We start from the raw sequence: 23840 nt of genomic DNA on the forward strand, positions 1-23840 counted from the left end.
CGATCTGCTCCCACATTTGGATATCCACTCGCCGTTGGATCACTGCATCCAGGGCGGCGGTGGCGGCTCTTCCGACGCTTTGCTCGGTGGCGCATCGTCTGCCGCGCGAATCGCCTGGCGACGCTCTTCATCGAGCCGCGCCGCTTCGATCTCGCGGATAACACCGCCCACGTCAGCCAGCTCTTCCGGTTCGTCGAACTCGCCGGTCAACACACTGGCCGGGTGCAGAGTGCCGGCTTCATACAGCGCCCACATCTCCTTGGCGTACTTGGTCTTCTTCAATTCCGGGGCAAAGCGCCCGAAGTAGGAAGCCATGTTGCCCACATCCCGTTCCAGCATGCTGAACGCGTGGTTGTTGCCCGCGGCATCCACCGCCTGAGGCAGGTCGATGATCACCGGGCCCGTCGGCGTCAGCAGCACGTTGAACTCGGAAAGGTCACCGTGCACCAGGCCGGTACACAACATCAGCACGATCTGAGTAATCAGGAAGGCGTGGTATTCGCGGGCCTGGTCCGGCTCCAGCGTCACGTCGTTCAAACGTGGCGCCGCGTCGCCGTATTCATCGGCCACCAGCTCCATCAGCAGCACGCCTTCGAGGAAGTCGTACGGCTTGGGCACGCGCACACCCGCACCGGCCAGGCGAAACAGCGCCGCTACCTCAGCGTTCTGCCAGGCATCTTCGGTTTCTTTCTTGCCGAACTTGGAGCCCTTGGCCATGGCCCGGGCCTGACGGCTGTTGCGGACCTTGCGGCCTTCCTGGTATTCGGACGCCTGACGAAAACTTCGTTTATTCGCCTCCTTGTAGACCTTGGCGCAACGTAACTCGTTGCCGCAGCGCACCACGTAAACAGCTGCTTCTTTACCACTCATGAGTGGGCGCAGCACCTCGTCGACCAGACCGTCCTCGATCAGGGGTTCAATGCGTTTAGGAGTCTTCATCAGCTTTTATTGTGGGTCCTTTATTACCAAACACGCGTATGGCACTCGTTATACGGCAATCCTCTCGCCGCGGGGAGAGGGTACCGACCTTTGACCGCTTAAGAATGCATCCAATATGCCAAATTGACCGGCGGCCCGATCATAGCCGAGATCAGCGCTCAATAATCGCGGTGACGCCCTGGCCCCCGGCGGCGCAGATCGAGATCAGGCCCCGGCCCTTGCCGGCTGCGTCCAGCAGCTTGGCCAGGTTGGCGACGATACGCCCACCCGTGGCAGCAAACGGATGGCCGGCGGCCAATGAGCTGCCCTTGACGTTCAAGCGGCTGCGGTCGATAGAGCCCAGCGGTGCATCCAGCCCCAGGCGGGTCTTGCAGTAATCCGGATCTTCCCAGGCTTTCAGCGTGCACAACACTTGGGCAGCGAAGGCTTCGTGAATCTCGTAGTAATCGAAGTCCTGCAGGGTCAGGCCATTCCTCGCCAGCAGGCGCGGCACGGCGTACACCGGCGCCATCAGCAGGCCTTCGGCGCCGTTGACGAAATCCACCGCCGCCGCTTCGCCATCGCGCAGGTAGGCGAGAATCGGCAAGCCGCGCTCCTTGGCCCAGGCTTCACTGCCCAGCAGCACCAACGAGGCGCCATCGGTCAGCGGCGTCGAGTTACCGGCGGTGAGGGTGCCCTTTTCACTGCGCTCGAAGGCGGGCTTGAGGCTGGCGAGTTTTTCCAGGGTCAGGTCGGGGCGCAGGTTGTTGTCGCGGGTCAGGCCAAGAAAGGGCGTGAGCAAATCGTTTTGCCAGCCTTCGGCGTAGGACGCGGCCATTTTCTGGTGGCTTTCCAGCGCCAACTGATCCTGCTCGGCGCGGGGGATCTGCCAGGTCTGCGCCATCAACTCGCAATGCTGGCCCATGGACAACCCGGTGCGCGGCTCGCCGTTGCGCGGCAGCTCCGGCTTGAGGTGATGGGGACGAAGTTGTAACAAGACTTTAAGTTTATCCGCCATGGATTTGCTGCGATTGGCTTGCAGCAGGATTTTGCGCAGGCCCTCATTCACCCCGATAGGCGCGTCGGACGTGGTGTCGACGCCGCCGGCAATCCCGCTTTCGATCTGCCCCAGCGCAATCTTGTTCGCCACCAGCAACGCGGCTTCCAGCCCCGTGCCACAGGCCTGCTGAATATCGTAGGCCGGGGTTTGCGGCGACAGGCGCGAGCCCAGCACGCACTCGCGGGTCAGGTTGAAGTCGCGGGAATGCTTGAGCACCGCCCCGGCGGCCACCTCGCCAATACGCAGGCCGTGCAGGTTGTAGCGCTCGATCAGGCCTTCGAGGGCGGCGGTCAACATCGCCTGGTTGCTCGCCGTGGCGTAAGGGCCGTTGGAGCGGGCGAAGGGGATGCGGTTACCGCCAATGATCGCTACACGGCGCAATTGAGTCATGGAAAGCTCCCTTGAGGTTATGGGGTGAATCTCTGAGCCTAGCCTAGGCTCAATCGAACGACTTTCACCTATTGATGGTCCACCGTTTGAACCCCAGCACTCGGAGAGCGTTCCATGTCTGACCGTTATATCGACTTCGCCAACTCCAGCCTCGGCCATCGCCTGGTCGCCGCCATTGGCCTGCCGTCACCGGTACGCCTGGAACGCTGGCAGGCCGGACGCCTGCGCCCGGTGGAGGGTGCACTGCTGATCGGCGGCGGCCCGCTGGCGACAAAAATCCTGCCATTCGCCAACAAGCTGACCGACGCTATCTATAGCTACGGCACCGAACCGTCGACGGCAACCACCTGGATTCCCGGCCACGGGCCCAAGCTCAAGGCCGTGGTATTTGACGCCAGCGAGTTGCAGCACACCGATCAACTCAAGCAGTTGCGGGAATTCTTTCAGCCGTTGATGAAAAACCTCGACCACAGCGCGCACCTGGTGATCCTTGGCCGCGCCCCGGAAAGCCTCGGCGACCCGTTTGCCGCCAGTGCCCAACGGGCCCTTGAAGGCTTCAGCCGGTCGCTGGCCAAAGAGCTGCGCAGCGGCGGCGTCCTGCAATTGCTGTACGTGGGCGACGGGGCCGAGGATCAATTGGAGGGTGCGTTGCGGTTCTTCCTCTCGCCGAAAAGTGCCTATATCTCCGGCCAGGTCATTCGCCTGAACCCTTGCGCGACCCAGGTCGCGGACTGGACGCGCCCACTCGCCGGGCACAAGGCCCTGGTGACCGGCGCCGTCCGCGGCATCGGTGCCTCGATCGCCGAAACCCTGGCCCGCGACGGTGCCGAGGTGATCCTGCTGGACGTGCCACAAGCCAAGGCCGACCTCGATGCCCTGGCCGCGCGCCTGGGCGCCCGCAGCATCGCCCTGGATATCTGCGCCGAAGACGCCGCCACCCAACTGATCGAACACCTGCCGGACGGCATCGACATCGTGGTGCACAACGCCGGCATCACCCGCGATAAAACCCTGGCCAACATGACGCCGGAATATTGGGACGCAGTCTTGGCGGTCAATCTCAACGCGCCGCAACTGCTGACCAAGGCGCTGCTGGACAGCGGCACCCTGCACGACAACGGTCGCGTGGTGCTGCTGGCATCCATCAGCGGCATCGCCGGCAACCGCGGGCAAACCAACTACGCCGCGAGCAAGGCCGGGCTGATTGGCCTGGCCCAGGCCTGGGCGCCGTTGCTCGGTGAGCGCGGGATCAGCATCAATGCCGTGGCCCCAGGCTTTATCGAAACCCAGATGACCGCACACATTCCCTTCGCCCTGCGTGAGGCCGGGCGCCGCATGAGTTCGCTGGGCCAGGGCGGCTTGCCCCAGGACGTCGCCGAGGCGGTGGCCTGGCTCGGCCAGCCGGGCTCGGGCGCGGTGAGCGGGCAAGCGTTGCGGGTGTGTGGGCAAAGTCTATTGGGAGCGTAAGCATGGAGTGGCACACATTAGGCAGCACCCCGTTCCTGCCGCCGCTATATTGGCGCGCGGCACTCAAGCGCAAGATCACCGGTACCACGTTGCCCGAGCAAGGGTTGCGCTGCCGAGTCAGTGTGAACCCCAGGGAAGTCGCGGCCTATCGCAAGGTCTGCGGGTTTGCCGACAGCCCGGTCTTGCCGGCCACCTATCCGCATATCCTGGCATTCGGCCTGCAGATGCAATTGCTCACTGACAAGGCGTTTCCTTTCCCGCTGCTGGGATTGATCCACCTGAGCAACCGGATCCGCATCCTGCGCCCGTTGGGCGGTGTGAGTGATTTGACGGTCGGCGTTTACGCGCAGAATTTGCAGCCCCATGCCAAGGGCGCGACATTCGATATTGTGACCACGGTCGAAGATTCACTGGGGCTACTGTGGGAAGCGCAAAGCCGGATGCTCTGTCGCGGTGTGAAACTCGATGGCGCAGCAACGGACAACCCGCTGCAACCCCCTGCCGCTGTCGCCGAACTGACCCGCTGGAAAGCCCCCGCCGATGTTGGCCGCCGCTACGCCCGGGTGTCCGGCGACTACAACCCGATTCACTTGAGCGCCCTCACTGCCAGGTTATTCGGCTTTCCCCAGGCCATCGCCCATGGGCTGTGGAACAAGGCCCGCACACTGGCGGCACTGAGTGAGCATTTGCCAGCCGCCAATCTCGAGATAGATGTCGAGTTTAAAAAGCCGGTGCGTTTGCCCAGTGAGGTAACGTTGTTCACGAGCGCCCCCGGCTCCAGCGGTGAGCTGCAACTTAAAGGCGCCGGGGACATTGAACACATGGTCGGCCGCTGGCGGCCCATCGCCTGATAAATTGTATATATACATCCTAAGTTATAGCGAGCTATCGATAGCTCGCTACTCTTATTAACTCATTGATTTTAATAAACTTACAACTTAAACACCGCTGCCTTCTACACCCTTGGTATTAGTCGTTAAGCAAACTAACTCTTCGTGTATATAAATCGTTAATACCAAGTTGAGCGTTGCGAGAGCGCGCACCCGGGACTGTTATAGCCATAACGGACGAATGTATCGCTGTCCCTAGAAACAGCGAACTTCGAAAACAACAAAGGCTGTACTAGGTGCAAGGAACTCAATCATGAAAACTCAAGTCGTGTTGTGGAAAGCAAGTACCGCGCTGGCCCTGATTCTGGCAGTAAGCCTCGGAGGCTGCAGCAGCGGTGGTGGTGGTCATCACAGTAGCGTCGCAGCCTCCTCTCCGGATGCTGGCGGCGGTACTGGCGGTGGAACAGGTGGAGGCACCGGCGGCGGTACCGGTGGTGGCACTGGCGGCGGCACTGATGGAGGTACCGGTGGTGGCACCGGCGGTGGTACTGGCGGCGGCACCGGTGGTGGCACCGGCGGCGGCACCGGTGGTGGCACCGGCGGCGGTACTGGTGGAGGTACCGGTGGTGGCACCGGCGGCGGCACTGGTGGAGGTACCGGCGGTGGTACCGGTGGCGGCACTGGCGGTGGTACTGGCGGCGGCACCGGCTCGACCACTCCCCTGGTCACCGGCCAGGTAGTAGGCGCTGTGGGCGGTGTCGTCGGTAATGTCGGCACCACGGTAGGTAACCTGGGCACAACCCTGACCACGGTTCCCATTGTCGGCACCACTGCCGGCGGGCTGGTCACCGCGACAGGCACCGCCGTCAACAGTATCGGCGGCGGCTTGAGCAACGGCCTGGGCACGCTGGGTACCAATAGCAACTCCGTGGGCACAACCGTTGCCGGTGTGGCCGATGGCGTTGCCGACCTGGGCACCGGCGTTTCCAACACCGGCAAATCCCTGGGCACCACCCTCGGCGGCATTCCCGTCGTCGGCGGCTTGACCGGTGGCGTGGGCGGTGCGGCAGGTGGCGTGGTTGATCAGGTCGGCCAGGCCGTCACCATGCTCGGCGATACCTTGAGCACTGCCAGCACCACCGGGCCATTGGGCAGCGTGACCAATACGGTGGGTAAAAGCGTATTGGTACCGGTAGTCTCCCTGGTGGAAAACACCACCGGCAACCTGGGCAATAAAACAGGCCTGGGCAACCCGGTCGGCGGCGTACTGGATAAAGTCGGCTCCACTGTCACCGGCCTTGGCGGCCAGGTGGCCAGCGCCGGCGGCGCAGGCAACCCTGTCGGGACACTCGTCGGTGGCGTGTTGACGGGTGTTGGCACCACCCTTGATAAGTCGAGCGGTTACGTCAACCCGGCCACCACGACCCCTCAATCGGGCCTGCCTGAACTCGTCGGCGGTCTTGTCGCCAACGTCGGCAACGGCCTGAATGCCGGCAACACCAACGGCACTGTCAGTGCAGCCGGTGTGACCGGCGGCCAAGTAGGTAACACCGTCGCGTCGCTCGGCACCCTGATCGGTGGCAATGGCGTGGCCAACACTGCAGCCACGGCTCCCGTTGCAGGCCTGGCGACCAATGTCGGCACCGCACTCAACCCAGTGACCTCGGGTGTTGCCAATCTGACGCAAAACATCGGCACCAGCACCGGTATCGGCGCACCGGTGAATGGTCTGGTTACCCAGGTCGGCGGCGCAGTCAGCAGCCTGGGCACCAACCTGACGGCGGCGAATGCCAATCCGGTGACTAACGCTGTGGGCGGTACCCTGAATGCCGTCGGCAATACCGTCGGCTCGGTGGGTGGCCTGGTAACCGGCGGCACCAGCAGTAACGGTGGCGGTCTGCTCGGTGGCTTGAACGTGGGTGCCGGTGCCTCCGCTACGGGCACTGCCAATGCAAATGCAAACACAGGCGGCGGCCTGGGAGGTCTGCTCGGTGGGCTGACCGGCAAAAAATAGAATTGCACCTGGCCATTAGACGGCCTCCCCTACAGCGCCTACGCTTGGTTGAGACGAGAGATTCCAACGAGTCTCTCGTCTTTTTTATTGGCCAATGAATGGCTTTGCGAACCGTGTCCCAGAACCCGGCGGGCCTAGCGAAAACGCTGCAGCAGTTTTGACCATGGAGTGTCCTATGCGCGCCTTGACGCCTTTGTTTCTGCTCACCCTCATTGCTGCCAGCGTCCATGCCGAGACCCTGCCCAGCTACCTCAACAGCAACGACACCATTCGTAACCTGCCGGTACCCAACCTCCCCGCCGATGCCTATCGCCCGGTCACCCCACAGACCCAACTGCCCGAGCCGGCGGCAACCCAGGGCCAGCCATTGTTGATGGACACCAAAGTGACCATCCGCAAGCTGCAAATCGACGGTGGGACGATCTACCCGCTCCAGGATGTGGCCAAGGTTTTCGAACCGCTGATTGGCCATGAAACCAACCTGGCACAACTGATCGAAGCCACCCGCGGCATCACCCGCCGCTACCAGCAGGACGGCTATCTGTTGTCCTACGCGTACCTGCCCGACCAGCGCTTCGAAAACGGCCTGGTGCGCGTGGTGCTGGTGGAGGGCTACATCAAGGATTACAACGTGCAGGGCGACATTGGCTCGGTCTCGACCTACGTCGACAAACTGGCGGCCAAGCTGCTGGCCGAGCGCCCGCTGACCCGCAAGACCTTCGAACGCTACACCACCTTGATGGGCCGCATTCCAGGTGTAACGCTGCAGGCGCAAGTACCGCCGCCGGGCACCACCGATGGCGGCACGCGCATGCAGATCCAGGCCTCGCGCAAACCCTTCACCAGCAGCATGAGCATGACGGACGACAGCCGTGGCGGCCTGCAAGCCCTGATCACCGGCACCAGCAATTCCCAGACATCCATGGGCGAACAACTGAGCGTCAGCGGCCTGTTCCCGCCCGGCGAGGACAAGGAGCACTACTACCGCCTGGGCTACAGCCAGTTCGTGAATGCCGAGGGCACTCAACTGGTGGTCAACGCCGAGCGCTACCGCGCCGACCCGCGCAGCAACGTGCAGCTGGACGGCGGTTTTGAACTCAAGCCACACCAGGAGGTTGACCGCTACTCCGTCGGCCTCAGCCATCCGCTGATTGCCTCCCCTACCGAGTCATTGACCCTGGGCACGCGACTCTATGCCGTGGACCAGACCACCCGTTATCAACTGGTGGGTTTCCCGCAACGTTTCGACCTGGAAACCAACCTGCGCGCCCTGGCGTTCGAAGGTGACTGGCGCAAATCCGACACGCGCCAACTGCGCATTCTCAGCGCCGGCCTGTACCAGGGCATCGACGGCCTGGGCGCCAGCACCCGGAGTGACTTCGAGGGTATAAAACCCGACATCGACTTCTTCCGCCTGCGCGTCTCGGGCGTACAGAGCGACAAGTTCTTCGACAACTGGCAAGGCGTGGCATCGGGTGCCTTCTACTGGAGCAACGACACCCTGCCCGACAGCGAACGCGCGACGTTCGGCGGGCAGAATTTCGGGCGTGGCTACCCGGATGACCAGGGCTCGGGCGACAAGGGCTGGGGCGTGGCGTATGAGGTCAACTACAGCTTCAACCGCAGCGGTGAGTGGGTAAAAATCCTGCAGCCGTACGTGGTGCTCGACAAGGCCAAGACCTGGTTCAACGAACTGCCGGCCAAGGGCAACAACATGTCATCGGCAGCGGTGGGCCTGCGCTTCGGGGATAACAAGTACTACAACATCGCGCTGGAAGCGGCCAAGCCTATGTCGGACATCGCCCTCGACAGCTTCAATCGGCGGCCGCGGTATACCCTGAGTTTCAGCTACCAACTCTGAACCCTGTGGGAGCGAGCTTGCTCGCGAAGAACGTCCAGCCAACGCGGGGAACCAGACTGCCCGCGTTATCGTTGACGTTTTTCGCGAGCAAGCCCGCTCCCACACAAGCTCACTCCTACATCAATCTGATCTTGGGGATGGGGAAGAGGTTGTTGAGGGTATCGATCAAGCGCACCAGGTAGATCGGCTTGCGGAACAGGTCCAGCACCTGCAGGCGCAGCATGTCACTGACATCATCCATCTCGGCGTGGCCGGACATGACGATCACCGGCAAGTGCTGGCGAGCGGTGTGTTCGCGCAGACGCTTGATCAAGGAAATACCACTTTCCTCGGGCATGCGCAGGTCGGTAATCACCAGTGCGATATCGGGGTGCAGGGTCAGCTCCTGCAAGGCAAAGGTGACCGAGGTCGCGGTAAAACAGACAAAGCCTTCATTCTCCAGCGACTCGGCCAGTTCAATAAGGGCGTCCTCTTCGTCATCCACCAAAAGGATTTGTTGCCGGGGAGCCGAAGAGGAGTTCATGTGGAAATGCCTGATACGCAATAGATCATTCAGCGGAACCTGCACGTTTTAGGCGAGTACCGGGGTCAGGTATGAATGCCGGCCTGTATCGAGTTGAAGACGCCGGTTATGGCCGTCCGGATAGGTGTAATAAAAGCAGCCAGCGCCACAGCGACCATCGCCGCAACCAGTGCGTATTCGATACCCGATGCGCCCTCTTTGGAATAGAAAAAAATCTGGACTTTGATGAAACCCATGCGAATAAGATCAAGGAACATAATGACTTCTCCTTTGCGCCCACGGCGCTGGTATCGCGGCATCACAAAAATGATTTCGGTGTGCCACTAGAGCATTGTCAACAAACCCCAGACCAACAACTGTAAGAACTGATTAATCACAAAGTATTAGTCGGCCGGCTGACGCCAAAAATCCCACTTTCGCAGAGGTTTCTGGAGATATTTTTCGCCCGGTAATGGCGTTTTGTCTTAGCTGAACTACCTTCAAATAGCGAAATCGTTAGAAGCTTGAAGCGATCCGGATACGCAAGCATTAGTGGGAACAGCAGTGGATGCAGCAGGAAAGGGAGAGCCTTCATGAACAGTCGGATTAGCTTGATCCTCGCCGGGCTGCTGTTGGTAGGTGCACTGATTGCAGGCTACTGGGGCCTGGTACTCAGCCGCCCTGCCCCTGTCGCACCGCCCGTGCCCCAAACGCCTGAAGTCGTGCAACCCGTCGCCGAAGACCAGACACGCCAACCCGTGGTGGTGCTGGCCCATGACGTTGCACCGTTTGTTGCGCTCACCGCCGCCGACCTGACCCTGGAAAAACTGCGCACGGTTCCCGCCGGCAGCCTCACCAGCCTCGACCAGGCCGTGGGCAAGATCCCGTGGCGGCCGCTGCCGGCCGGTACCTGGCTGACCGAGGAGAGCTTCAACTCCGGCGGCACCGTGGCGCGAATGATCCGCCCTAACGAACGCGCGCTTGCCGTCGCCGTGGATGAAGTGATCGGCGCCAGCGGGCAACTCTCCCCGGGGGACTATGTGGACGTCCTGCTCTTCCTGCGCCAGGAAGCCAGCAACCCGCAGCAGTCCGCACAAATCGTGGTGCCCGCCTTGCGCCTGCTGGGCGTCGGCGATCAACTGGGGCTGACCAACGACGGCACGCCCGGCTCCGTGCCACCGACCACCCCCGACGAAAAACTCAAGGCGCAGCAGAGTCGCGCCAGCGCGCGCACGGTACTCCTCGCCGTACCGGAGGAGCTCCTGAGCCGGCTGATGCTCGCAGCCCAGTCCGGCGTACTGCGCCTGGCTGTGCGCAGTGCCGACGAACAACTGCTGAGCCAATACTGGGCCGGTGAAACGGAGTCCGCGACCCACCTGGAAAACACCCGGCGCGAGCTCTACCAGTTCAACCAGCTGGCCTTCAGTACAGCGCCGGTCAACGGCCTGAGTCCCGCCGGCAATGGTGCGCCAAGGCGTTCAGGCGTCGAAGTAATACGTGGCAATCAGGTTACCCAACAAACGCCCTGAAAGAGCTAAGGATGCCTTGAATGAGCAGTCGTTTCGTGTGGTCTTTTTCGCGAATTTTCTGGGCACTTCTCACCCTGAGCCTGCCTGTCGGCGTTGCACTGGCAGCACCCGGCAACTGCACGGGCCTGGGCCAGCTGCCGGCAGTGCTGGAGGTGGGTGAAGGCGCTCAACAGGCTATCCAGTCGCCGGTGCCGATTACGCGGCTGGCCATTGGCGATCCGAAAGTGGCCGATGTGCAGGTCAACGGCAACCAGGCGTTCCTGCTCACCGGCATCGCCTCGGGCACCACCAGCCTGATGGTCTGGACGGCCTGCTCCAGCAGCCCGCGCCAAAGCATGGTGTTCGTCAAGGGCAAGGCCACGTCGGCCCTGACCAGCCTGGCCCTGTCGCCGTCCGATGACCCGACCCTGCCCAGCCAGGTGCAAACCGACATCCGCTTTGTGGAAGTGAGCCGCACCAAACTCAAGGAGGCCAGTACCTCGATCTTTGGCCGGGGCGGCAACTTTCTGTTCGGCGCCCCGAACAATGTTGCCAATGCGGCGGCCACAGGATTCCGTGGGCTCCCGGTGAACAACGACACCTTCAACATCGGCTTTGGCGGCGGCCGTGTCTCGGCCATGATCAACGCCCTGGAAAGCAGCGGCTTTGCCTACACCCTGGCCCGGCCGAGCCTGGTGGCGCTCAGTGGCCAAAGTGCGACCTTCCTCGCCGGTGGTGAAGTACCGATCCCGGTGCCCAGCAGCGGCAGCAACACCATCTCCATCGAATACAAAGAGTTCGGTATTCGCCTGACCCTGACCCCGACCGTCATCGACCATGGGCGGATTTCCCTGAAGGTCGCGCCAGAGGTCAGTGAGCTGGACTACACCAACGCGGTCAACATCCAGGGCATCTCCGTGCCGGCGCTGACCATCCGGCGCACCGACACCAGCATCTCCCTGGCCGACGGCGAAAGCTTCGTGATCAGCGGCCTGATCAGCACCAACAACACCTCCAGCGTCAGCAAATTCCCGGGCCTGGGTGACATCCCGATCCTCGGTGCATTCTTTCGCGACTCCAGCATCAATCGCCAGGAAAAAGAGCTGCTGATGATCGTCACCCCGCACCTCGTGCAGCCCTTGGCGGCCAACGCCCAACTGCCTTCGTTGCCAGGGGAAAAGCTGCGCAATTACGACCCTAACTGGTACCGCCTGTATTTCCTCGAAAACGGCAATTTCGACCGCCGCAGTGGACTGTCCGAATGAGTGAGAGCCTGAGCCAGACCTTTTTGGCAATTACCCGCAACACCACGGATCTGGAATGGCTTCAGGGCGCACTCGCGCCCCTGGGGCAAGTGGTCAGCGCCGGTGCCGGCAGCCTCGACGAACTGTTGGCACTGGTAGACGTGACGTTCGCCAACCTGGTGTTCATCGGCCTGGACCGGGAACACGTCACCACCCAGTGCGCCCTGATCGAAGGTGCCCTGGAAGCCAAGCCGATGCTTGCCATCGTGGCCTTGGGCGATGGCATGGACAACCAGCTTGTACTGAACGCGATGCGCGCCGGCGCACGGGATTTCGTGGCCTACGGCTCGCGCTCCAGTGAGGTTGCCGGCCTGGTTCGGCGCCTGAGCAAACGCTTGCCGGCGGTCACCCCGAATACCCATTTGGGCGGACTGACCGTGCTCTACGGCACCCAAGGCAATGCCGACGGCGCGCTGATCGCCAGCCACCTGGCGCTGGTGGTGCAAAAAAGCGGGCAGCAAACGCTGTTGCTCGACCTGGGCCTGCCACTCGCTGACAGCCTCGCACTGCTGGGGCTGGAGAGTTCTTTTCATTTCGGCGACGCGCTGCGTCACTTGCGGCGCCTGGACTCAACCCTGATCAACAGTGCCTTCACCACGGCCGAAGCCGGTCTGCGCATCCTCGCCTACCACAACAACGACGAGCCCCTGGAGCGTACCAGCGCGGCCGAGCTGTACATGTTGCTCAGCGCCCTGCGCCAACACTTCCAGCACATCGTGGTGAACCTGACCGGCCAACCCGACAGCGAAGCCTTGCGCACCTTTGTCAGCCATTGCGACAAACTGCTGTGGTGCACCGACCAAAGCGTGCCGGACTGCCGCCGCAACCTGGCCGTACTCAACCTGTGGCGGGAAAAAGGCATGAAACTCGACCATGCCCGCCTGCTGGTAGACCGCTACCTAAAGGGGGCCGCCCCGGACTCGGAGGCACTGGGCAATAGCTTCGGGCTGGAGGTAATCGCCGTCCTGCCCTGGAGCCCGGAAGTGCGCCTGAGTGCCAAGAACCAGGCCCAGACCCTGTTCTCCCTGGCCCCACGGGAAGCCCTGACACAGACGTTGCGCGGCTTGGGTGAGCGCCTGGCAAAACGCTCCGAGGGCCTGGAAAAACCCTCCACCAATTGGCTCAACCGCCTTCTGAGGACCAAATGAACGGCGAGAAGCTGTTTGGCGTCGCCCCGCGCGGCAACGTCGGCAACACCGATCACGACGGCCTGAAGCTGGTGCTGCATCGCTACATCATTGATGCCATCGAGGATTCGGGAAAAAATCTGCTGGAAGGCACACGCCAGTCCCTGGCGCAGTTTGTGATCGACAAGGTGGCCGAATACATCACACGTATGCACCTGGCGATTTCCCGCTATGAGATGGAGCGCCTGGCCGAAGAGATCGTCGATGAGCTGACCGGTTTCGGCCCGCTGGAAGTGCTGCTGCGCGACCCGACCGTCACCGAGATCCTGGTCAACGGCCCGCACCGGGTATTCGTCGAACGCGATGGCCTGCTGCAACAAAGTGACTTGCGCTTCATTGACGACCACCATGTCGAGCGGGTCATGCAGCGCATCCTCGCACCCCTGGGACGCCGGCTGGATGAGTCGTCGCCGATGGTCGATGCGCGCCTGCCCGATGGCAGCCGGGTCAATGCGATCATTCCGCCGATTGCCCTGGACGGGCCGTGCCTGTCGATTCGAAAGTTTCGCAAGGACATGCTTAAAAGCAGCGACCTGGTGGCCATGCAAACCATCGACCAGGCCATTTTCGACTTTTTCAAGGAAGCCGTCGGCAAGCGCTGCAACATCCTGATCAGCGGCGGTACCGGCACCGGTAAAACCACACTGCTGAACATTCTCAGCCAGTTGATCAACCCCCGCGAGCGCCTGGTCACCATCGAAGACGTGGCCGAGTTGCAACTGGGCCATCCCCACGTTGTGCGCCTGGAAACCCGCCCGCCCAATGCCGAGGGGCATGGGGAAGTGAAGGCCAGTGACTTGATCCGCAACGCCCTGCGGATGCGCCCCGACCGGATCATCCTCGGCGAGATCCGGGGCGTGGAGGTCATCGATGTGTTGACCGCCATGAACACCGGCCACGACGGCTCGATGAGTACCGTGCACGCCAACAACGCCCAGGACGCCTTGCTGCGCCTGGAAACCCTGGTGGGCCTGACCGGCCGGGTCGTCGCGGAAAAAACCCTGCGGCAAATGATCTGCGCGGCGCTGGATGTGGTGATCCAGCTGACGCGCCTGCCCGATGGCCGCCGCTGTGTCAGCGAAGTGGTGGAAGTGGTGGGCATCCGCGAAGACGTGTACGTCACCAACACCCTGTTTCGCCACGACAAGCGCACCGGCTTTGGCTTCCTGCGCGAAGCGGTCAACCCGGCCGGTGACAAGTTGCGTCACGAAGGTCACCTGCCGGTGTAGGAGGCAACCCGATGATCGGTCCGATTCTGCTCGCCCTACTCGCCGTAGCCCTTCTGGTGCTGGGGATAGGCCTGATGCGCAACGGTTTGCGCAAGGCCCAGACCGACCGGGTATTGGAACGCCTGGCCGAAGGGCAACCCCAGGCCATGAAAGACAACGCGGTGACCACCAGCCTGGAACGCACGTTTATCCGTGCAGGCCTCGGCCGGCCAACCGAGCGCCTCGGCCTGTGGCTGACCCTGTGGGCCTTTGGCGCCCTGCTGGGGGGGCTCGTGGGCCAGTGGATAGGCTTGTTTGTGATGGTGGCGGCACCGCCCTTGGCACTGCGCCTGTACATCGCCGTACGCTACCAGCGGCGGCTGCGCCGGATGATCGAACAACTCCCGCAATTGCTCGATCACGCCGTACGCAGCCTGAAATCCGGACGCACCCTGGCGGACGCCATCCTGAGCGGAATCGATGCCAGTGACGACCCGTTGAAAAAGTCCATGGGCCGTATCAAGCGCAATGTGCAATTGGGTGTCAGCCTGCCGGAGGCCGCTCATGACTATGCCGAGTTTTATGAACAGGATGAATTGCGCCTGTTTGCCCTGGGCCTCAAGGTCAACCACCGCTACGGCGGCAACGCCAGTGAGCTGCTGGAAAACCTGATCAAGATGATCCGCGAGCGCGACCAGGGCGCACGGCAATTACGCGCCATGACCGGTGAAACCCGGGTGACCGCGCTGGTGCTGGCGGTACTGCCGGTGAGTGTCGCGGGCTACTTCCTGCTCGTTAATCCGACGTACCTGATGGCCATGTGGGATGACCACAGCGGCCAACGCCTGATGCTCGGTGCGTTCGCCTTGCAAGTCATCGGATGCGTGGCGCTGTGGCGCATGTTGCGGAGTATCTGAGATGGCGATACTGATCAGTGCCGTATTGTTTCTTGCCGCGTTATCACTGCTGCTGGCGAATATCCTGAGCAGTCGTCGTCAACAACGCGTGGTCGCCCAGCGGCTGCAGGGCGAGCCAGGCCGTAATGACAAAATGAGTGAGTGGTTGCACCAGTTGGGCAGCACCCGGATCGGCCAGCGCACCATCAGCCTCGATAACGAAACCCAAATCCTGCTCAACCGCATGGGCTGGAGAAAAACCAGCCAACGCTCGATGTTCGCCGCTTGCCAGATCGGTTCACCGATAGTTTTGCTGGGGCTGACCGCGATGACACTGGAGCTGTTCTTTCCCGGCACCGAGCACGAGTTTGTGATCTCCCTGCTGGGACTGATCATCGGCTACCTGCTGCCCAAGCGAATACTGGTGGCACTCGCCAAAAGGCGCCAGGGGAAAATCTCCCGGGAAGTAGCGACCTTCATCCCCCTGGTGCGCATTCTGTTTGAGTCAGGCATGGCCGTGGAGCAGGCGCTGCGGGTCATGGCCTACGACGCGCAAAAGTTGCTGCCGGTACTGACCGCCGAACTGCGCCTGGTGCTGGCACGCGTCGATTCCGGGCTGGAGTTGGGGGAGGAATTGAACAAGGCCAGCCAGATGCTGGACGTCGATGAACTCAGCGACACGTGCCTGATCCTCCAGCAGCTTCTGCATCAGGGCGGCGGGGCGATGAAGTCGCTGCAATCGCTCAAGCAGTTGCTGGATGACCGGCGCCTGACCCGCCTGCAGGAATACATTTCCAAGATGTCCGCCAAAATGTCCGTGGTGATGATGCTGTTCCTGTTTCCCGCATTACTGATCGTATTGGCCGGCCCTGGCTTTATCGCCATCGCCAAAGCCTTCGTGCCTTGAGAGGACATGCAATGAAGACATTGATGGTCGCCTGCAGCCTGTTGTTGTTAAGTGGTTGCGCCAGTAACGGGCAACTGCCGTGGGCGGGTTTCAGCGCGCAGGGCAGTTGTGCCAAGCCCAACTCCAATCAGGAGTTATCGCTGAACCTGGCCGACGACATGGCCAACGAGGGCAAGCTGCACGCCAGCCTGGCCAACCTGCAAAACCTGCCGGACAACCTGCCCCAGGTGCGCCAGCGCCAGGCCAAGGTGTACCGCCTGCTGGGCCGCAGCGAAGCCGAACCGTTGTACCGCAGCCTGCTCGGCACCTGCATGGCTGCCGAAGGCGAGCACGGGCTCGGCCAGCTGGCAGCGGCCAGGGGAGACAACGGCCAGGCCATGGCGCACTTGCAACGCGCGGCCAGGATGTCGCCCACCGACGAGAAAATCCGCAACGACCTGGGCGTGGTGTACCTCAATCAACGGCGCGTGGAAGATGCACGCTTCGAATTCTTGACGGCCATGGAGCTCAAGCAGAGCGATCAACTGGCGGCGATCAATCTGGTGACGCTGATGATCTACCAGGACAACTGGGAACAAGCCGCACAAGTGGCCAGCCGCATGGGCCTGAGCCCGGAACAAGTGACGCAAGCCCAGGCCCGGGCGCAGCAACTCAAGGCGCCCGTCTCACCGACGACAGCGCCAAAAGATCAGGTCGCAACCGTAGGCGACGTGCTGCAAGCGCCGGTCAAATAGGTCTCTGAAGGGAGTACACACGATGAAATTCACACTGCTCGCCACGCTGCTGTTCGCCAGCCTGCCGCTGACGGTGCTGGCTATTGAGCCGGGGCCTTCTTCGCCACAGCAAAAACAGACCGAAGGCTGGCTGCAACTGCAGGTCAGTGGCGAACGCGCATCTCCCATCCGGCAGAAGGCCACGCCCGCTGAACGCGACCAGGCCATGCAACGCCTGCTGGACAGTTACAAACACCCTATTCCTGAGTACTACGACCAGAAACTGGGCGGCAACACCCCAGGCAGCAACAACTAATGCGCAGTGACGCGCTGGCGCGCCGCAGAATTGTTCGGCGATAACGCCAGCGCCAACTGGGTTCGGTTGTGCATATGGGTCAGGCGCAGCACTTGGGACACGTAGAGTTTCACGGTGTTTTCAGTGATGCCCAGCTCACAGGCAATCTGGTAGTTGGTCTGGCCCTTGCCTACCAGCCTTGCGACATCCAGTTGACGGGGCGACAACTGATTGAAGATCGCCGGTATTTCAACCCGGTCAGTGTCGCTGACTTCACCCTCGGCTTCAGTCGACAGGCCGGATTGCGGACTGCTGCGCACCTTGTCGAGGTCATGATAAAGGTCATCGATGGACGCCGAGAGAAACTGCAGCTTCTGGTTCAGGTGCCCCAGGTCGAGATCTTTCTGCCGCTCCTGCAGCGCGACCACCTGGCGTTGCAACCCTTCGAGCAGCTCGCCCAAATTGATCGGCTTCTGGTAGTAATCGGCAATCCCGGCGCGCAAGGCCTTGATCACGTCCTGCTTGTCTGCACGCCCGGTCAGCATGATGGCCTCAAAGACCCGTTGCTTGCCGGCCAGGTGTTGCAGGGCCTGGACCAGTTCGATGCCATCCATCTCGGGCATATGCAGATCGCACAGCACCAGGCCGATCTCGGCATCGTCGCGAAAACGCTCGATGGCTTCCTGGCTGGATGCGCAAGGGACGCAACGGTAACCGTTGCTTTCAAGAAATTCGCAAAGCTCTTCCACGATCAAAGGCTGATCGTCCACCACGAGCACTTTCACTTGAGAGGTAAGCTTGTTCACGCGCTACTCCATGCCTGGCAAGCAAAAGGACCGATGTATCCATTCCGACCATTTTTCCTATACAACCTACCCATAAACGTAGACGTACTTTCCTACTATGTACATAGCGATACCCTACGTGGCGACTAATGGGATCCAAAACCAGGACAGGCAAAAACCGATCAGTAAAAACGGCACGAACGGCTGCCTGGCCGAATGTGCCGGATCAAGGTACTGCAAGGTGTTCCTAAGCCCTTGATTCATCAGCGGCCACACCCTGGGCGCCAGCAACAGCCAGGCTGCGCTCGCGAGGCCGGCGCCGATAAAAGTGCCCAGTACGTAGAGGTAGTCGGTTGCCAGCCCCAATGCCGCGATCAGCTTCACGTCACCGGCGCCCAGGCGGCCCAGCGCGTACCCCGGCAGGGTGAACAACAACGCCAGGACAAAGGCCACACCGCCCTCGACAGCCGGTGCACCGAGCCAGGTCGTACCGCTCCAGAACAGGTAACCCAACGCCAGCAAGGCTGCGCCGAGGGTCAAACGGTTGGAGACCTGACGTAGACGGATATCTTGCACAGCGCACAGCGCGAGCCAAACGACCAGGACGAGGCTTTGAATCACGTAAAAAAAATCCCTTTTTGCTGAATGATTCTATGCTGATATCAGGTAGTAGTAGTCAGGGTAGACGAGTCATGAAAAAAGGCCTCGCTAAAAAGCAAAAAGGTGCCGCCGCGCTGGAGTTCGCGATGGTCTTCATGATTTTTTTTGCCATTTTTTATGGCCTGGTCAGCTACAGCTTGCCGTTATTGCTGATGCAGTCCTTTACCCAGGCCGCCGCCGAAGGCGTAAGACGTAGCGTCGCGCTGGACCCCGCCACGCCTGGCTACGTCACGGCACTGCCGCTGCAGGCCGTCAGTGCAGCGCAGGCACAACTGGCGTGGATCCCCTCCCAGTTCAAATTCCTTCCCGGGTACGTGACGGCCGTCTACAACTCGTCAGGCGTGTTGACGGTGTACATCAATTACCCGACGTCCAGCCTCCAAAGTGTGCTGCCGTTCCTGGTACTGCCAGGCATCGGTACCGTCCCCGCCCTGCCTCCCATGCTGTCTGCCCAGTCGAGCATGCAGTTTTGACCTCAGGCGATAAACTCTTCGGCCGCCTGCTCGGACGTGGCAACCAGCTGCCTGCTGACGCACCGGCAGCGATCCCGGCAACCGCCGCGTTGTTGTTCTACCTGGACGCCCAGGGCCGCGTAATGGATGTCCATGGCCCGCTTCGCCATCGACTCGAACACCCCGCTGCGCAACAGCAACAGGCACCCTCGCTGCTCGACTACCTCACTGCGGCGAGCCGCCTGGTGATCGAGGGCACGCCCAGCGACTGGCAGGGGCAAAGCCTGGACCTGGAGCTCAAGGGGCTCGCCGGGCAAACCCTGCATACCCGTGGCTGGGTTCAACCCGAAGGCAAGGGCTGGCTCCTGCAATTGCTGGACATTGGCGACCTGATTGCCCATCGCCAACTCACCCAGGTGCGCGAACACAATCAACGGGTGAGCGACCAGATCAGCGAGCAACTGCGGGTCTGCAGCCTGGTGCGCCTGCCCGAAGTACTGCAAGACACTCTGCAGGCTATTTCCCAGCACTGGCACATCCCCTGCGTCGCCATCGCCTTGCTGGATGAGCAGGGCCAGGCGTGGTGCATCGAGGGCTGTTACACCGCCCACGATGCGCCGGTACTCTGGAGCAACGGCCAAGCCCTGGGCTCCAGCCTCGACAGCCTGGGCGGCACGGCGCCAGTGAGCCTGGAGGTAAACCGTGGCCACAGCGAACACCCACGCCTGCAAGGCCTGTTTGGCAATACCGATGGTTTTCTGGTGCCCTACCGCGACGGCCTGGGCGTGGGCGCATGGCTGCTGTGCGGGGTGTATCACCGCCAGGAACACACCAGCGACCGTGACTGGTTGCAACTGACCGCCGCCCTCGCGGCACCGCTGCTCGGCCGCCTGCGCGAACTGCGCCATCAACAGCAACTGGAACGCCTCGACGCGCTGCAAGGATTGCTCGGCACCGGCTGGTGGGAGCTGTCCCCACACACTGAAGACCTCGAACTCGCCCCACCGCTGCTGCACACCCTGAGCCAAGGCGAGGCGATCACACAGCTGTCGCTGCCGATGTGGCTCAAGCTGATTCACCCTGCCGACCGGGAAGAACTCGCCAGCCGCCTGCAAGACCTGAAGACCCTGGGCAAACCGCTGTCCACCAGCGTGCGCCTGCAACGTGCCGACGCGGCGCTTAACCCCATCTGGTATCGCGTGCAGGGGCAAGCGTTGGGCTCGGGTGAGCATCGCCGCCTGGTGGGCTTCATGCTCGACATCAGCGACATAAAAAACCAGGAGCAACAGGCCGCCGCCGCCCACGCACGCCTGGATAACCTGATCGCCAGTTCCCCGGCTGTGATCTATGTGCAGCGCTACGTCGAGGGCACGCTGCAACCGGTGTTCTTCAGCGACAGTTTGCTGCCGCTGCTTGGCCGCACCCTGGCCGATTTCACCCCGGCGACGCTGAACCAGTGGATCCACCCCGAAGACCGCGACCTCTACTTCGACCGTACCCGCCAACTGCTGCGCGAAGGCAGCGTGCGCAGTCGCTACCGGGTGCTCGACACACAGGGCAATTACCACTGGCTGCTGGATGAAGCCCGGCTGCTGCGCGACGACCTCGGGTTGCCCGTGGAAGCCGTGGGCCTGTGGCTGGATGTGACCGAGACGACCCTGGCGGCGCAACGGATCAAGGAAAGCGAGGAGCGCTATCGAATCCTCGTGGAAGACTCCCCGGCCATGATCTGCCGCTACCTTCCGGACCTGACCCTGACCTTCGGCAACACGCCCCTGGCCAACTACATGGAATGCCTGCCTGGACAGCTGCCGGGCATGAACCTCCGCCAATGGTTGTCGGACGAACAACACGAGGCGTTTGTACTGCGCATCCGCCAGCTCACCCCGGAATTCCCGGTGAGCACCGCCGAAATCAGCCTGCAACTGCCGGGGCGCACACATGCCTGGTGGGTGTGGTCGGACCGGGGCGTGTTCGACGAACAGGGCCAATTGCAGGAAGTGCAGGCCGTGGGCCGCGACAACACCGAAGTGCGCCGCTCCCAGCAGCAACTGACCCAAAGCGCCAAAATGGCCACCCTCGGCGAAATGGCCACCGGCCTGGCCCATGAGATCAACCAGCCGTTGAATGTGATGCGCATGGCCATCGTCAACGTGCTCAAGCGCTTGAGCAACGGCGATGCACAAATCGACTACCTGACGGAAAAACTCCAGCGTATCGACTCCCAGGTCCAGCGCGCAGCCCGCGTGGTAGACCACATGCGGGTGTTCGGCCGCCGTTCGGAAGTCGAACAGCAGCCCTTCAACCCGGCGCAGGCGGTGGAAGGCACCCTGTCGCTGCTCAGTGAAGGCATGCGCGGCAAAGGCGTGGACCTGCGCGTGGCACAGCTAGACGTGACGGTGCAGGTCAAAGGCTATGTCGACCAGCTGGAGCAGGTGCTGATCAACCTGATGGTCAACGCCCGCGATGCCCTGCTGAGCAAACGCGAACACGACCGCGACCTGCAACCGTGGATCTCGGTGCAGATCGAGCAGGACAGCCGCCACGTACGCATCTGGGTCGAGGACAACGGCGGCGGGATTGACCCACGGCTGCTGGAGCGGATTTTCGAACCGTTCTTCACCACCAAGCCGATTGGCGTGGGCACCGGCCTCGGGTTGTCAGTGAGCTACGGCATTGTCGAGAACATGGGCGGCCGGTTGAGCGTCGCCAACAGCGAGCATGGGGCGAAGTTCTGTGTGGAGTTGCCGGTGGTTGAAGCCTAATTCACCAGGGCCGCTTGCCCATGCGGCCGACAACTGAGGTTGGCGCCCACTTCCACCGCGTTCAGGTTAACCCCAAGGTTCGACAACAGGCTGTTCACCACCGGGTCCAGAATAGGGCTGAGCACTCCGCCAATCACGGTGCCCAAGGTGCTGTTGAGCCCGTTTAGCACTGTGCCCGCCGTCGTCAATAACCCTCCCAGCAGATTGAACCCCGTTGGCTTGTAGACCTGGAACTGGATACCGCTCAACGCGTTACTGATCGCGCTGAGAAGGCTGGCTGTCGATGAGGCGTAGTACTGCGGCGGCAGGTTGATTTCCGGCGGCTGAAGGTACGTGTGGGGAGGCAAGGCACTTGTCGCAGCGCCCACCGGACTGTTGACGCTCAAGCCCAGGCCGCCCCCGTAAAACGCTTTGCGGGTGGACGGATCACAAGTGGTAGGCCCCAGGCCCAGCAAGGGTTTGAAACAGGTAATGGATCCGATATCCACCACCGGCACTGGAGGAATCGGATTAAGGGTGGTGTTGCTGTTGAACGCGTTGATCAGTTGCGGGCTCTGGCCAATTTGCACGGTAACGATCGAGGCATTGGTCTGGGTGGTCAGGGTCTTGGTAGCGTCGCTGACGCAGGTAAACCCGGTGACATAGCTTTCAGCCGTGCCCAGTTGAAGGACCACATCTATCCTGGCGGCCGGCGGGTTTGAGGATGACGACAGCACCTGCAAATTCGTCATCTGGCAATAACCACCCAGTACACACAGCACCGAGCTGATGGTTCCTCCCAGGTTCAAGCTCAACAAGTTGTTCAAAACGTCCGAAAGCGGCCCGACCAAGCCGTTCAGGGCGGCCTGCACCGCGGGAGAATCCAGCGGTGGCAACCCTAACGTCAGGCCGACGCTGATCTGAGCCGTTTTTACGTAAATGCGGGTTGCTGAAGTTTTATCCACGGCAAACCGCGGATCGCCAATAGCGGACAACTGCGGTGGCTGAATCACCTTGACCTGAACACCTGCATTCACCAGGCCCGGAATATTCACCGGGATGGTCGCCACCACCCCGTTCTTGGTATTGGCCAATTGCACAAAGGCTTCGGCCAGCTGGAATACATTCAGGCTGGTATTCAGCCCCGCCGACACCGCCCCCGTTTGCAGCTGCAGCAGGCTGCCCAGGGTGACATCAAGGTTGCCGATTATCGCGTTGATACTGGTAAGACCGCTGACCGCCACGCTGGCTGTATTGCCTCCGGCACTGAGCACCGTAATGGCTGCGTCGACCAGTTGACTGATCTTGACCGTCTTGGTCAGCAGTTGATCGTAGGCTCCGGCCGTGACGCCCACGTTCAACGCCAACTGGTTGAGGTAGCTGAGCAAGTTGATGTTGGTGTCTACCAGGCCCTGCCAGCCTGCCACGCTCAGGTTCAGTGAGCCGCCCAAGAGTTGGCCGAACAACAGGTTCAGTGCTGCTGATTTGCTCGAGTCCACGGTGACCAGGGTCGATTTGATCGTCAGTTGCGCCTGAGGCGGCAGGATCTTCGGCGCCGCCACCGCGACGGCAGACAACTGGGTGTTGAAGTTGTAGCCGCTACCACTGAACAACGCCCAGACCCCCCCGGCAACGCTGGTCATGATCGGGCGCGAGGCAGTCACCTGGATGGCATCGGTCTTGGTCGCGTCTGCGGAGAACACCCGCTGGTTGGTGGCGCCGGTGGTCAGCACGCCGCATTTCACTATCAGGGCGTTTGCTGGCGGGATGACATAACCGTTGCGCACTGCGCTGGCACCGGCATAGGTGGGCGCGGTATTGGTGGCGGGCAGGCAATCCCCCTTACGCTGCACTGCCTCCAGTGCCGCCATATCGGCAATCCCCTGCAACTGGCGTTTTTCCAGGTACAAACGGCTGCTATCAACCACCAGCAACATGAATACCAGCACCATGCCCAGGGTCAAGACCGCCACCAAGCCAACCGCACCGCGCTGCCTTGCAGGCCCGGCGTGGTGACCGGAACGAAGTCGAAGAGACATCGAGCACTCCTTTGCCGGCACACTGCCGAGCGCTTACTCTCCTGTGTTGCTTGGGAGTGTAGTCAAGAGCGGCGGGGGCTGCAGGCCAGTCGCCATAGAT

The 23840-nt window shown here is 61.8% G+C and carries 21 protein-coding genes; 14 read left to right on the top strand and 7 right to left on the bottom strand.

Features of this window, described 5'->3' with window-relative positions:
* Positions 1 to 39: 39 nt before the first annotated feature.
* Positions 40 to 939, bottom strand: coding sequence for a PA4780 family RIO1-like protein kinase (locus tag A462_RS03235; RefSeq protein WP_008438985.1), 900 nt, complete (start codon positions 937 to 939; stop codon positions 40 to 42).
* Positions 940 to 1090: 151 nt separating this feature from the next.
* Complete coding sequence (locus A462_RS03230) at positions 1091 to 2368, bottom strand: acetyl-CoA C-acetyltransferase (RefSeq protein ID WP_008438987.1); 1278 nt, start codon at positions 2366 to 2368, stop codon at positions 1091 to 1093.
* A gap of 114 nt (positions 2369 to 2482) precedes the next feature.
* Here A462_RS03230 and A462_RS03225 point away from each other — a divergent pair, with 114 nt between their 5' ends.
* The 4 genes from A462_RS03225 (at position 2483) to A462_RS03205 (ending at position 8540) form a co-directional block, all read left to right on the top strand.
* On the top strand, positions 2483 to 3835 hold the full coding sequence (locus tag A462_RS03225; protein WP_008438988.1) for a 3-oxoacyl-ACP reductase: 1353 nt from the start codon (positions 2483 to 2485) through the stop codon (positions 3833 to 3835).
* A gap of 2 nt (positions 3836 to 3837) precedes the next feature.
* Positions 3838 to 4686 carry a MaoC family dehydratase gene (locus tag A462_RS03220; protein ID WP_003218642.1) on the top strand — a complete coding sequence of 283 codons (849 nt, stop codon included), beginning with the start codon at positions 3838 to 3840 and terminating at the stop codon, positions 4684 to 4686.
* A gap of 292 nt (positions 4687 to 4978) precedes the next feature.
* Positions 4979 to 6679 carry a collagen-like triple helix repeat-containing protein gene (locus A462_RS03210; RefSeq protein ID WP_238544272.1) on the top strand — a complete coding sequence of 567 codons (1701 nt, stop codon included), beginning with the start codon at positions 4979 to 4981 and terminating at the stop codon, positions 6677 to 6679.
* A gap of 175 nt (positions 6680 to 6854) precedes the next feature.
* On the top strand, positions 6855 to 8540 hold the full coding sequence (locus A462_RS03205; protein WP_008438992.1) for a ShlB/FhaC/HecB family hemolysin secretion/activation protein: 1686 nt from the start codon (positions 6855 to 6857) through the stop codon (positions 8538 to 8540).
* A gap of 115 nt (positions 8541 to 8655) precedes the next feature.
* On the opposite strand, the gene A462_RS03200 is transcribed toward A462_RS03205, so the two are convergent.
* Together A462_RS03200 and A462_RS03195 are read right to left on the bottom strand one after the other, a co-directional pair.
* Entirely contained in the window at positions 8656 to 9063 is a 408-nt protein-coding gene (locus A462_RS03200; protein WP_003212897.1) for a response regulator, read from the bottom strand.
* Positions 9064 to 9128: 65 nt separating this feature from the next.
* Positions 9129 to 9320, bottom strand: coding sequence for a Flp family type IVb pilin (locus A462_RS03195; RefSeq protein ID WP_008438993.1), 192 nt, complete (start codon positions 9318 to 9320; stop codon positions 9129 to 9131).
* Positions 9321 to 9635: 315 nt separating this feature from the next.
* Between A462_RS03195 and cpaB the strand changes: the two genes are divergently transcribed.
* From cpaB to A462_RS03155, 8 genes are read left to right on the top strand one after another with little or no spacing between them, the layout of a single operon-like run.
* A complete protein-coding gene (cpaB, locus tag A462_RS03190; RefSeq protein ID WP_008438994.1) occupies positions 9636 to 10571 on the top strand; it encodes a Flp pilus assembly protein CpaB in 936 nt (311 codons plus the stop codon).
* Positions 10572 to 10591: 20 nt separating this feature from the next.
* Positions 10592 to 11815: a type II and III secretion system protein family protein gene (locus A462_RS03185; protein ID WP_008438995.1), complete on the top strand. Its 1224-nt coding sequence runs from the start codon at positions 10592 to 10594 to the stop codon at positions 11813 to 11815.
* Entirely contained in the window at positions 11812 to 13002 is a 1191-nt protein-coding gene (locus A462_RS03180) for a pilus assembly protein CpaE (RefSeq protein WP_008438996.1), read from the top strand. The genes A462_RS03185 and A462_RS03180 overlap by 4 nt, the downstream gene beginning before the upstream one ends.
* Positions 12999 to 14270 carry a CpaF family protein gene (locus tag A462_RS03175; RefSeq protein WP_008438997.1) on the top strand — a complete coding sequence of 424 codons (1272 nt, stop codon included), beginning with the start codon at positions 12999 to 13001 and terminating at the stop codon, positions 14268 to 14270. The genes A462_RS03180 and A462_RS03175 overlap by 4 nt, the downstream gene beginning before the upstream one ends.
* Before the next feature lie 11 nt (positions 14271 to 14281).
* Positions 14282 to 15166, top strand: coding sequence for a type II secretion system F family protein (locus A462_RS03170; RefSeq protein WP_003212908.1), 885 nt, complete (start codon positions 14282 to 14284; stop codon positions 15164 to 15166).
* A gap of 1 nt (position 15167) precedes the next feature.
* Positions 15168 to 16052: a type II secretion system F family protein gene (locus A462_RS03165; protein ID WP_003212910.1), complete on the top strand. Its 885-nt coding sequence runs from the start codon at positions 15168 to 15170 to the stop codon at positions 16050 to 16052.
* Between the two features lie 11 nt (positions 16053 to 16063).
* Complete coding sequence (locus A462_RS03160) at positions 16064 to 16786, top strand: tetratricopeptide repeat protein (RefSeq protein ID WP_032899853.1); 723 nt, start codon at positions 16064 to 16066, stop codon at positions 16784 to 16786.
* Between the two features lie 22 nt (positions 16787 to 16808).
* On the top strand, positions 16809 to 17081 hold the full coding sequence (locus A462_RS03155; protein WP_008439006.1) for a DUF3613 domain-containing protein: 273 nt from the start codon (positions 16809 to 16811) through the stop codon (positions 17079 to 17081).
* On the opposite strand, the gene A462_RS03150 is transcribed toward A462_RS03155, so the two are convergent.
* Positions 17078 to 17866 carry a response regulator transcription factor gene (locus A462_RS03150; protein ID WP_008439007.1) on the bottom strand — a complete coding sequence of 263 codons (789 nt, stop codon included), beginning with the start codon at positions 17864 to 17866 and terminating at the stop codon, positions 17078 to 17080. The genes A462_RS03155 and A462_RS03150 overlap by 4 nt on opposite strands.
* 114 nt (positions 17867 to 17980) lie before the next feature.
* On the bottom strand, positions 17981 to 18466 hold the full coding sequence (locus tag A462_RS03145; RefSeq protein ID WP_003212917.1) for a prepilin peptidase: 486 nt from the start codon (positions 18464 to 18466) through the stop codon (positions 17981 to 17983).
* A 71-nt stretch (positions 18467 to 18537) separates the two neighbouring features.
* On the opposite strand from A462_RS03145, the gene A462_RS03140 reads away from it, so the two are divergent.
* Positions 18538 to 18978, top strand: a complete 441-nt coding sequence (locus tag A462_RS03140) for a TadE/TadG family type IV pilus assembly protein (RefSeq protein ID WP_003212919.1) — start codon at positions 18538 to 18540, stop codon at positions 18976 to 18978.
* A complete protein-coding gene (locus A462_RS03135; protein ID WP_008439008.1) occupies positions 18975 to 21722 on the top strand; it encodes a PAS domain-containing sensor histidine kinase in 2748 nt (915 codons plus the stop codon). Before A462_RS03140 ends, A462_RS03135 begins: the two co-directional genes overlap by 4 nt.
* On the opposite strand, the gene A462_RS03130 is transcribed toward A462_RS03135, so the two are convergent.
* A complete protein-coding gene (locus A462_RS03130; RefSeq protein ID WP_032899854.1) occupies positions 21719 to 23740 on the bottom strand; it encodes a pilus assembly protein TadG-related protein in 2022 nt (673 codons plus the stop codon). The genes A462_RS03135 and A462_RS03130 overlap by 4 nt on opposite strands.
* Between the last annotated feature and the right edge of the window lie 100 nt (positions 23741 to 23840).

This window comes from Pseudomonas sp. Ag1, assembly GCF_000278565.1.
Taxonomy (GTDB): domain Bacteria; phylum Pseudomonadota; class Gammaproteobacteria; order Pseudomonadales; family Pseudomonadaceae; genus Aquipseudomonas.

Coding starts and splice junctions, on each gene's coding strand:
- A462_RS03235 (WP_008438985.1), bottom strand. CDS start 939: ATGAAGACTCCTAAACGCATTGAACCCCTGATCGAGGACGGTCTGGTC.
- A462_RS03230 (WP_008438987.1), bottom strand. CDS start 2,368: ATGACTCAATTGCGCCGTGTAGCGATCATTGGCGGTAACCGCATCCCC.
- A462_RS03225 (WP_008438988.1), top strand. CDS start 2,483: ATGTCTGACCGTTATATCGACTTCGCCAACTCCAGCCTCGGCCATCGC.
- A462_RS03220 (WP_003218642.1), top strand. CDS start 3,838: ATGGAGTGGCACACATTAGGCAGCACCCCGTTCCTGCCGCCGCTATAT.
- A462_RS03210 (WP_238544272.1), top strand. CDS start 4,979: ATGAAAACTCAAGTCGTGTTGTGGAAAGCAAGTACCGCGCTGGCCCTG.
- A462_RS03205 (WP_008438992.1), top strand. CDS start 6,855: ATGCGCGCCTTGACGCCTTTGTTTCTGCTCACCCTCATTGCTGCCAGC.
- A462_RS03200 (WP_003212897.1), bottom strand. CDS start 9,063: ATGAACTCCTCTTCGGCTCCCCGGCAACAAATCCTTTTGGTGGATGAC.
- A462_RS03195 (WP_008438993.1), bottom strand. CDS start 9,320: ATGTTCCTTGATCTTATTCGCATGGGTTTCATCAAAGTCCAGATTTTT.
- cpaB (WP_008438994.1), top strand. CDS start 9,636: ATGAACAGTCGGATTAGCTTGATCCTCGCCGGGCTGCTGTTGGTAGGT.
- A462_RS03185 (WP_008438995.1), top strand. CDS start 10,592: ATGAGCAGTCGTTTCGTGTGGTCTTTTTCGCGAATTTTCTGGGCACTT.
- A462_RS03180 (WP_008438996.1), top strand. CDS start 11,812: ATGAGTGAGAGCCTGAGCCAGACCTTTTTGGCAATTACCCGCAACACC.
- A462_RS03175 (WP_008438997.1), top strand. CDS start 12,999: ATGAACGGCGAGAAGCTGTTTGGCGTCGCCCCGCGCGGCAACGTCGGC.
- A462_RS03170 (WP_003212908.1), top strand. CDS start 14,282: ATGATCGGTCCGATTCTGCTCGCCCTACTCGCCGTAGCCCTTCTGGTG.
- A462_RS03165 (WP_003212910.1), top strand. CDS start 15,168: ATGGCGATACTGATCAGTGCCGTATTGTTTCTTGCCGCGTTATCACTG.
- A462_RS03160 (WP_032899853.1), top strand. CDS start 16,064: ATGAAGACATTGATGGTCGCCTGCAGCCTGTTGTTGTTAAGTGGTTGC.
- A462_RS03155 (WP_008439006.1), top strand. CDS start 16,809: ATGAAATTCACACTGCTCGCCACGCTGCTGTTCGCCAGCCTGCCGCTG.
- A462_RS03140 (WP_003212919.1), top strand. CDS start 18,538: ATGAAAAAAGGCCTCGCTAAAAAGCAAAAAGGTGCCGCCGCGCTGGAG.
- A462_RS03130 (WP_032899854.1), bottom strand. CDS start 23,740: ATGTCTCTTCGACTTCGTTCCGGTCACCACGCCGGGCCTGCAAGGCAG.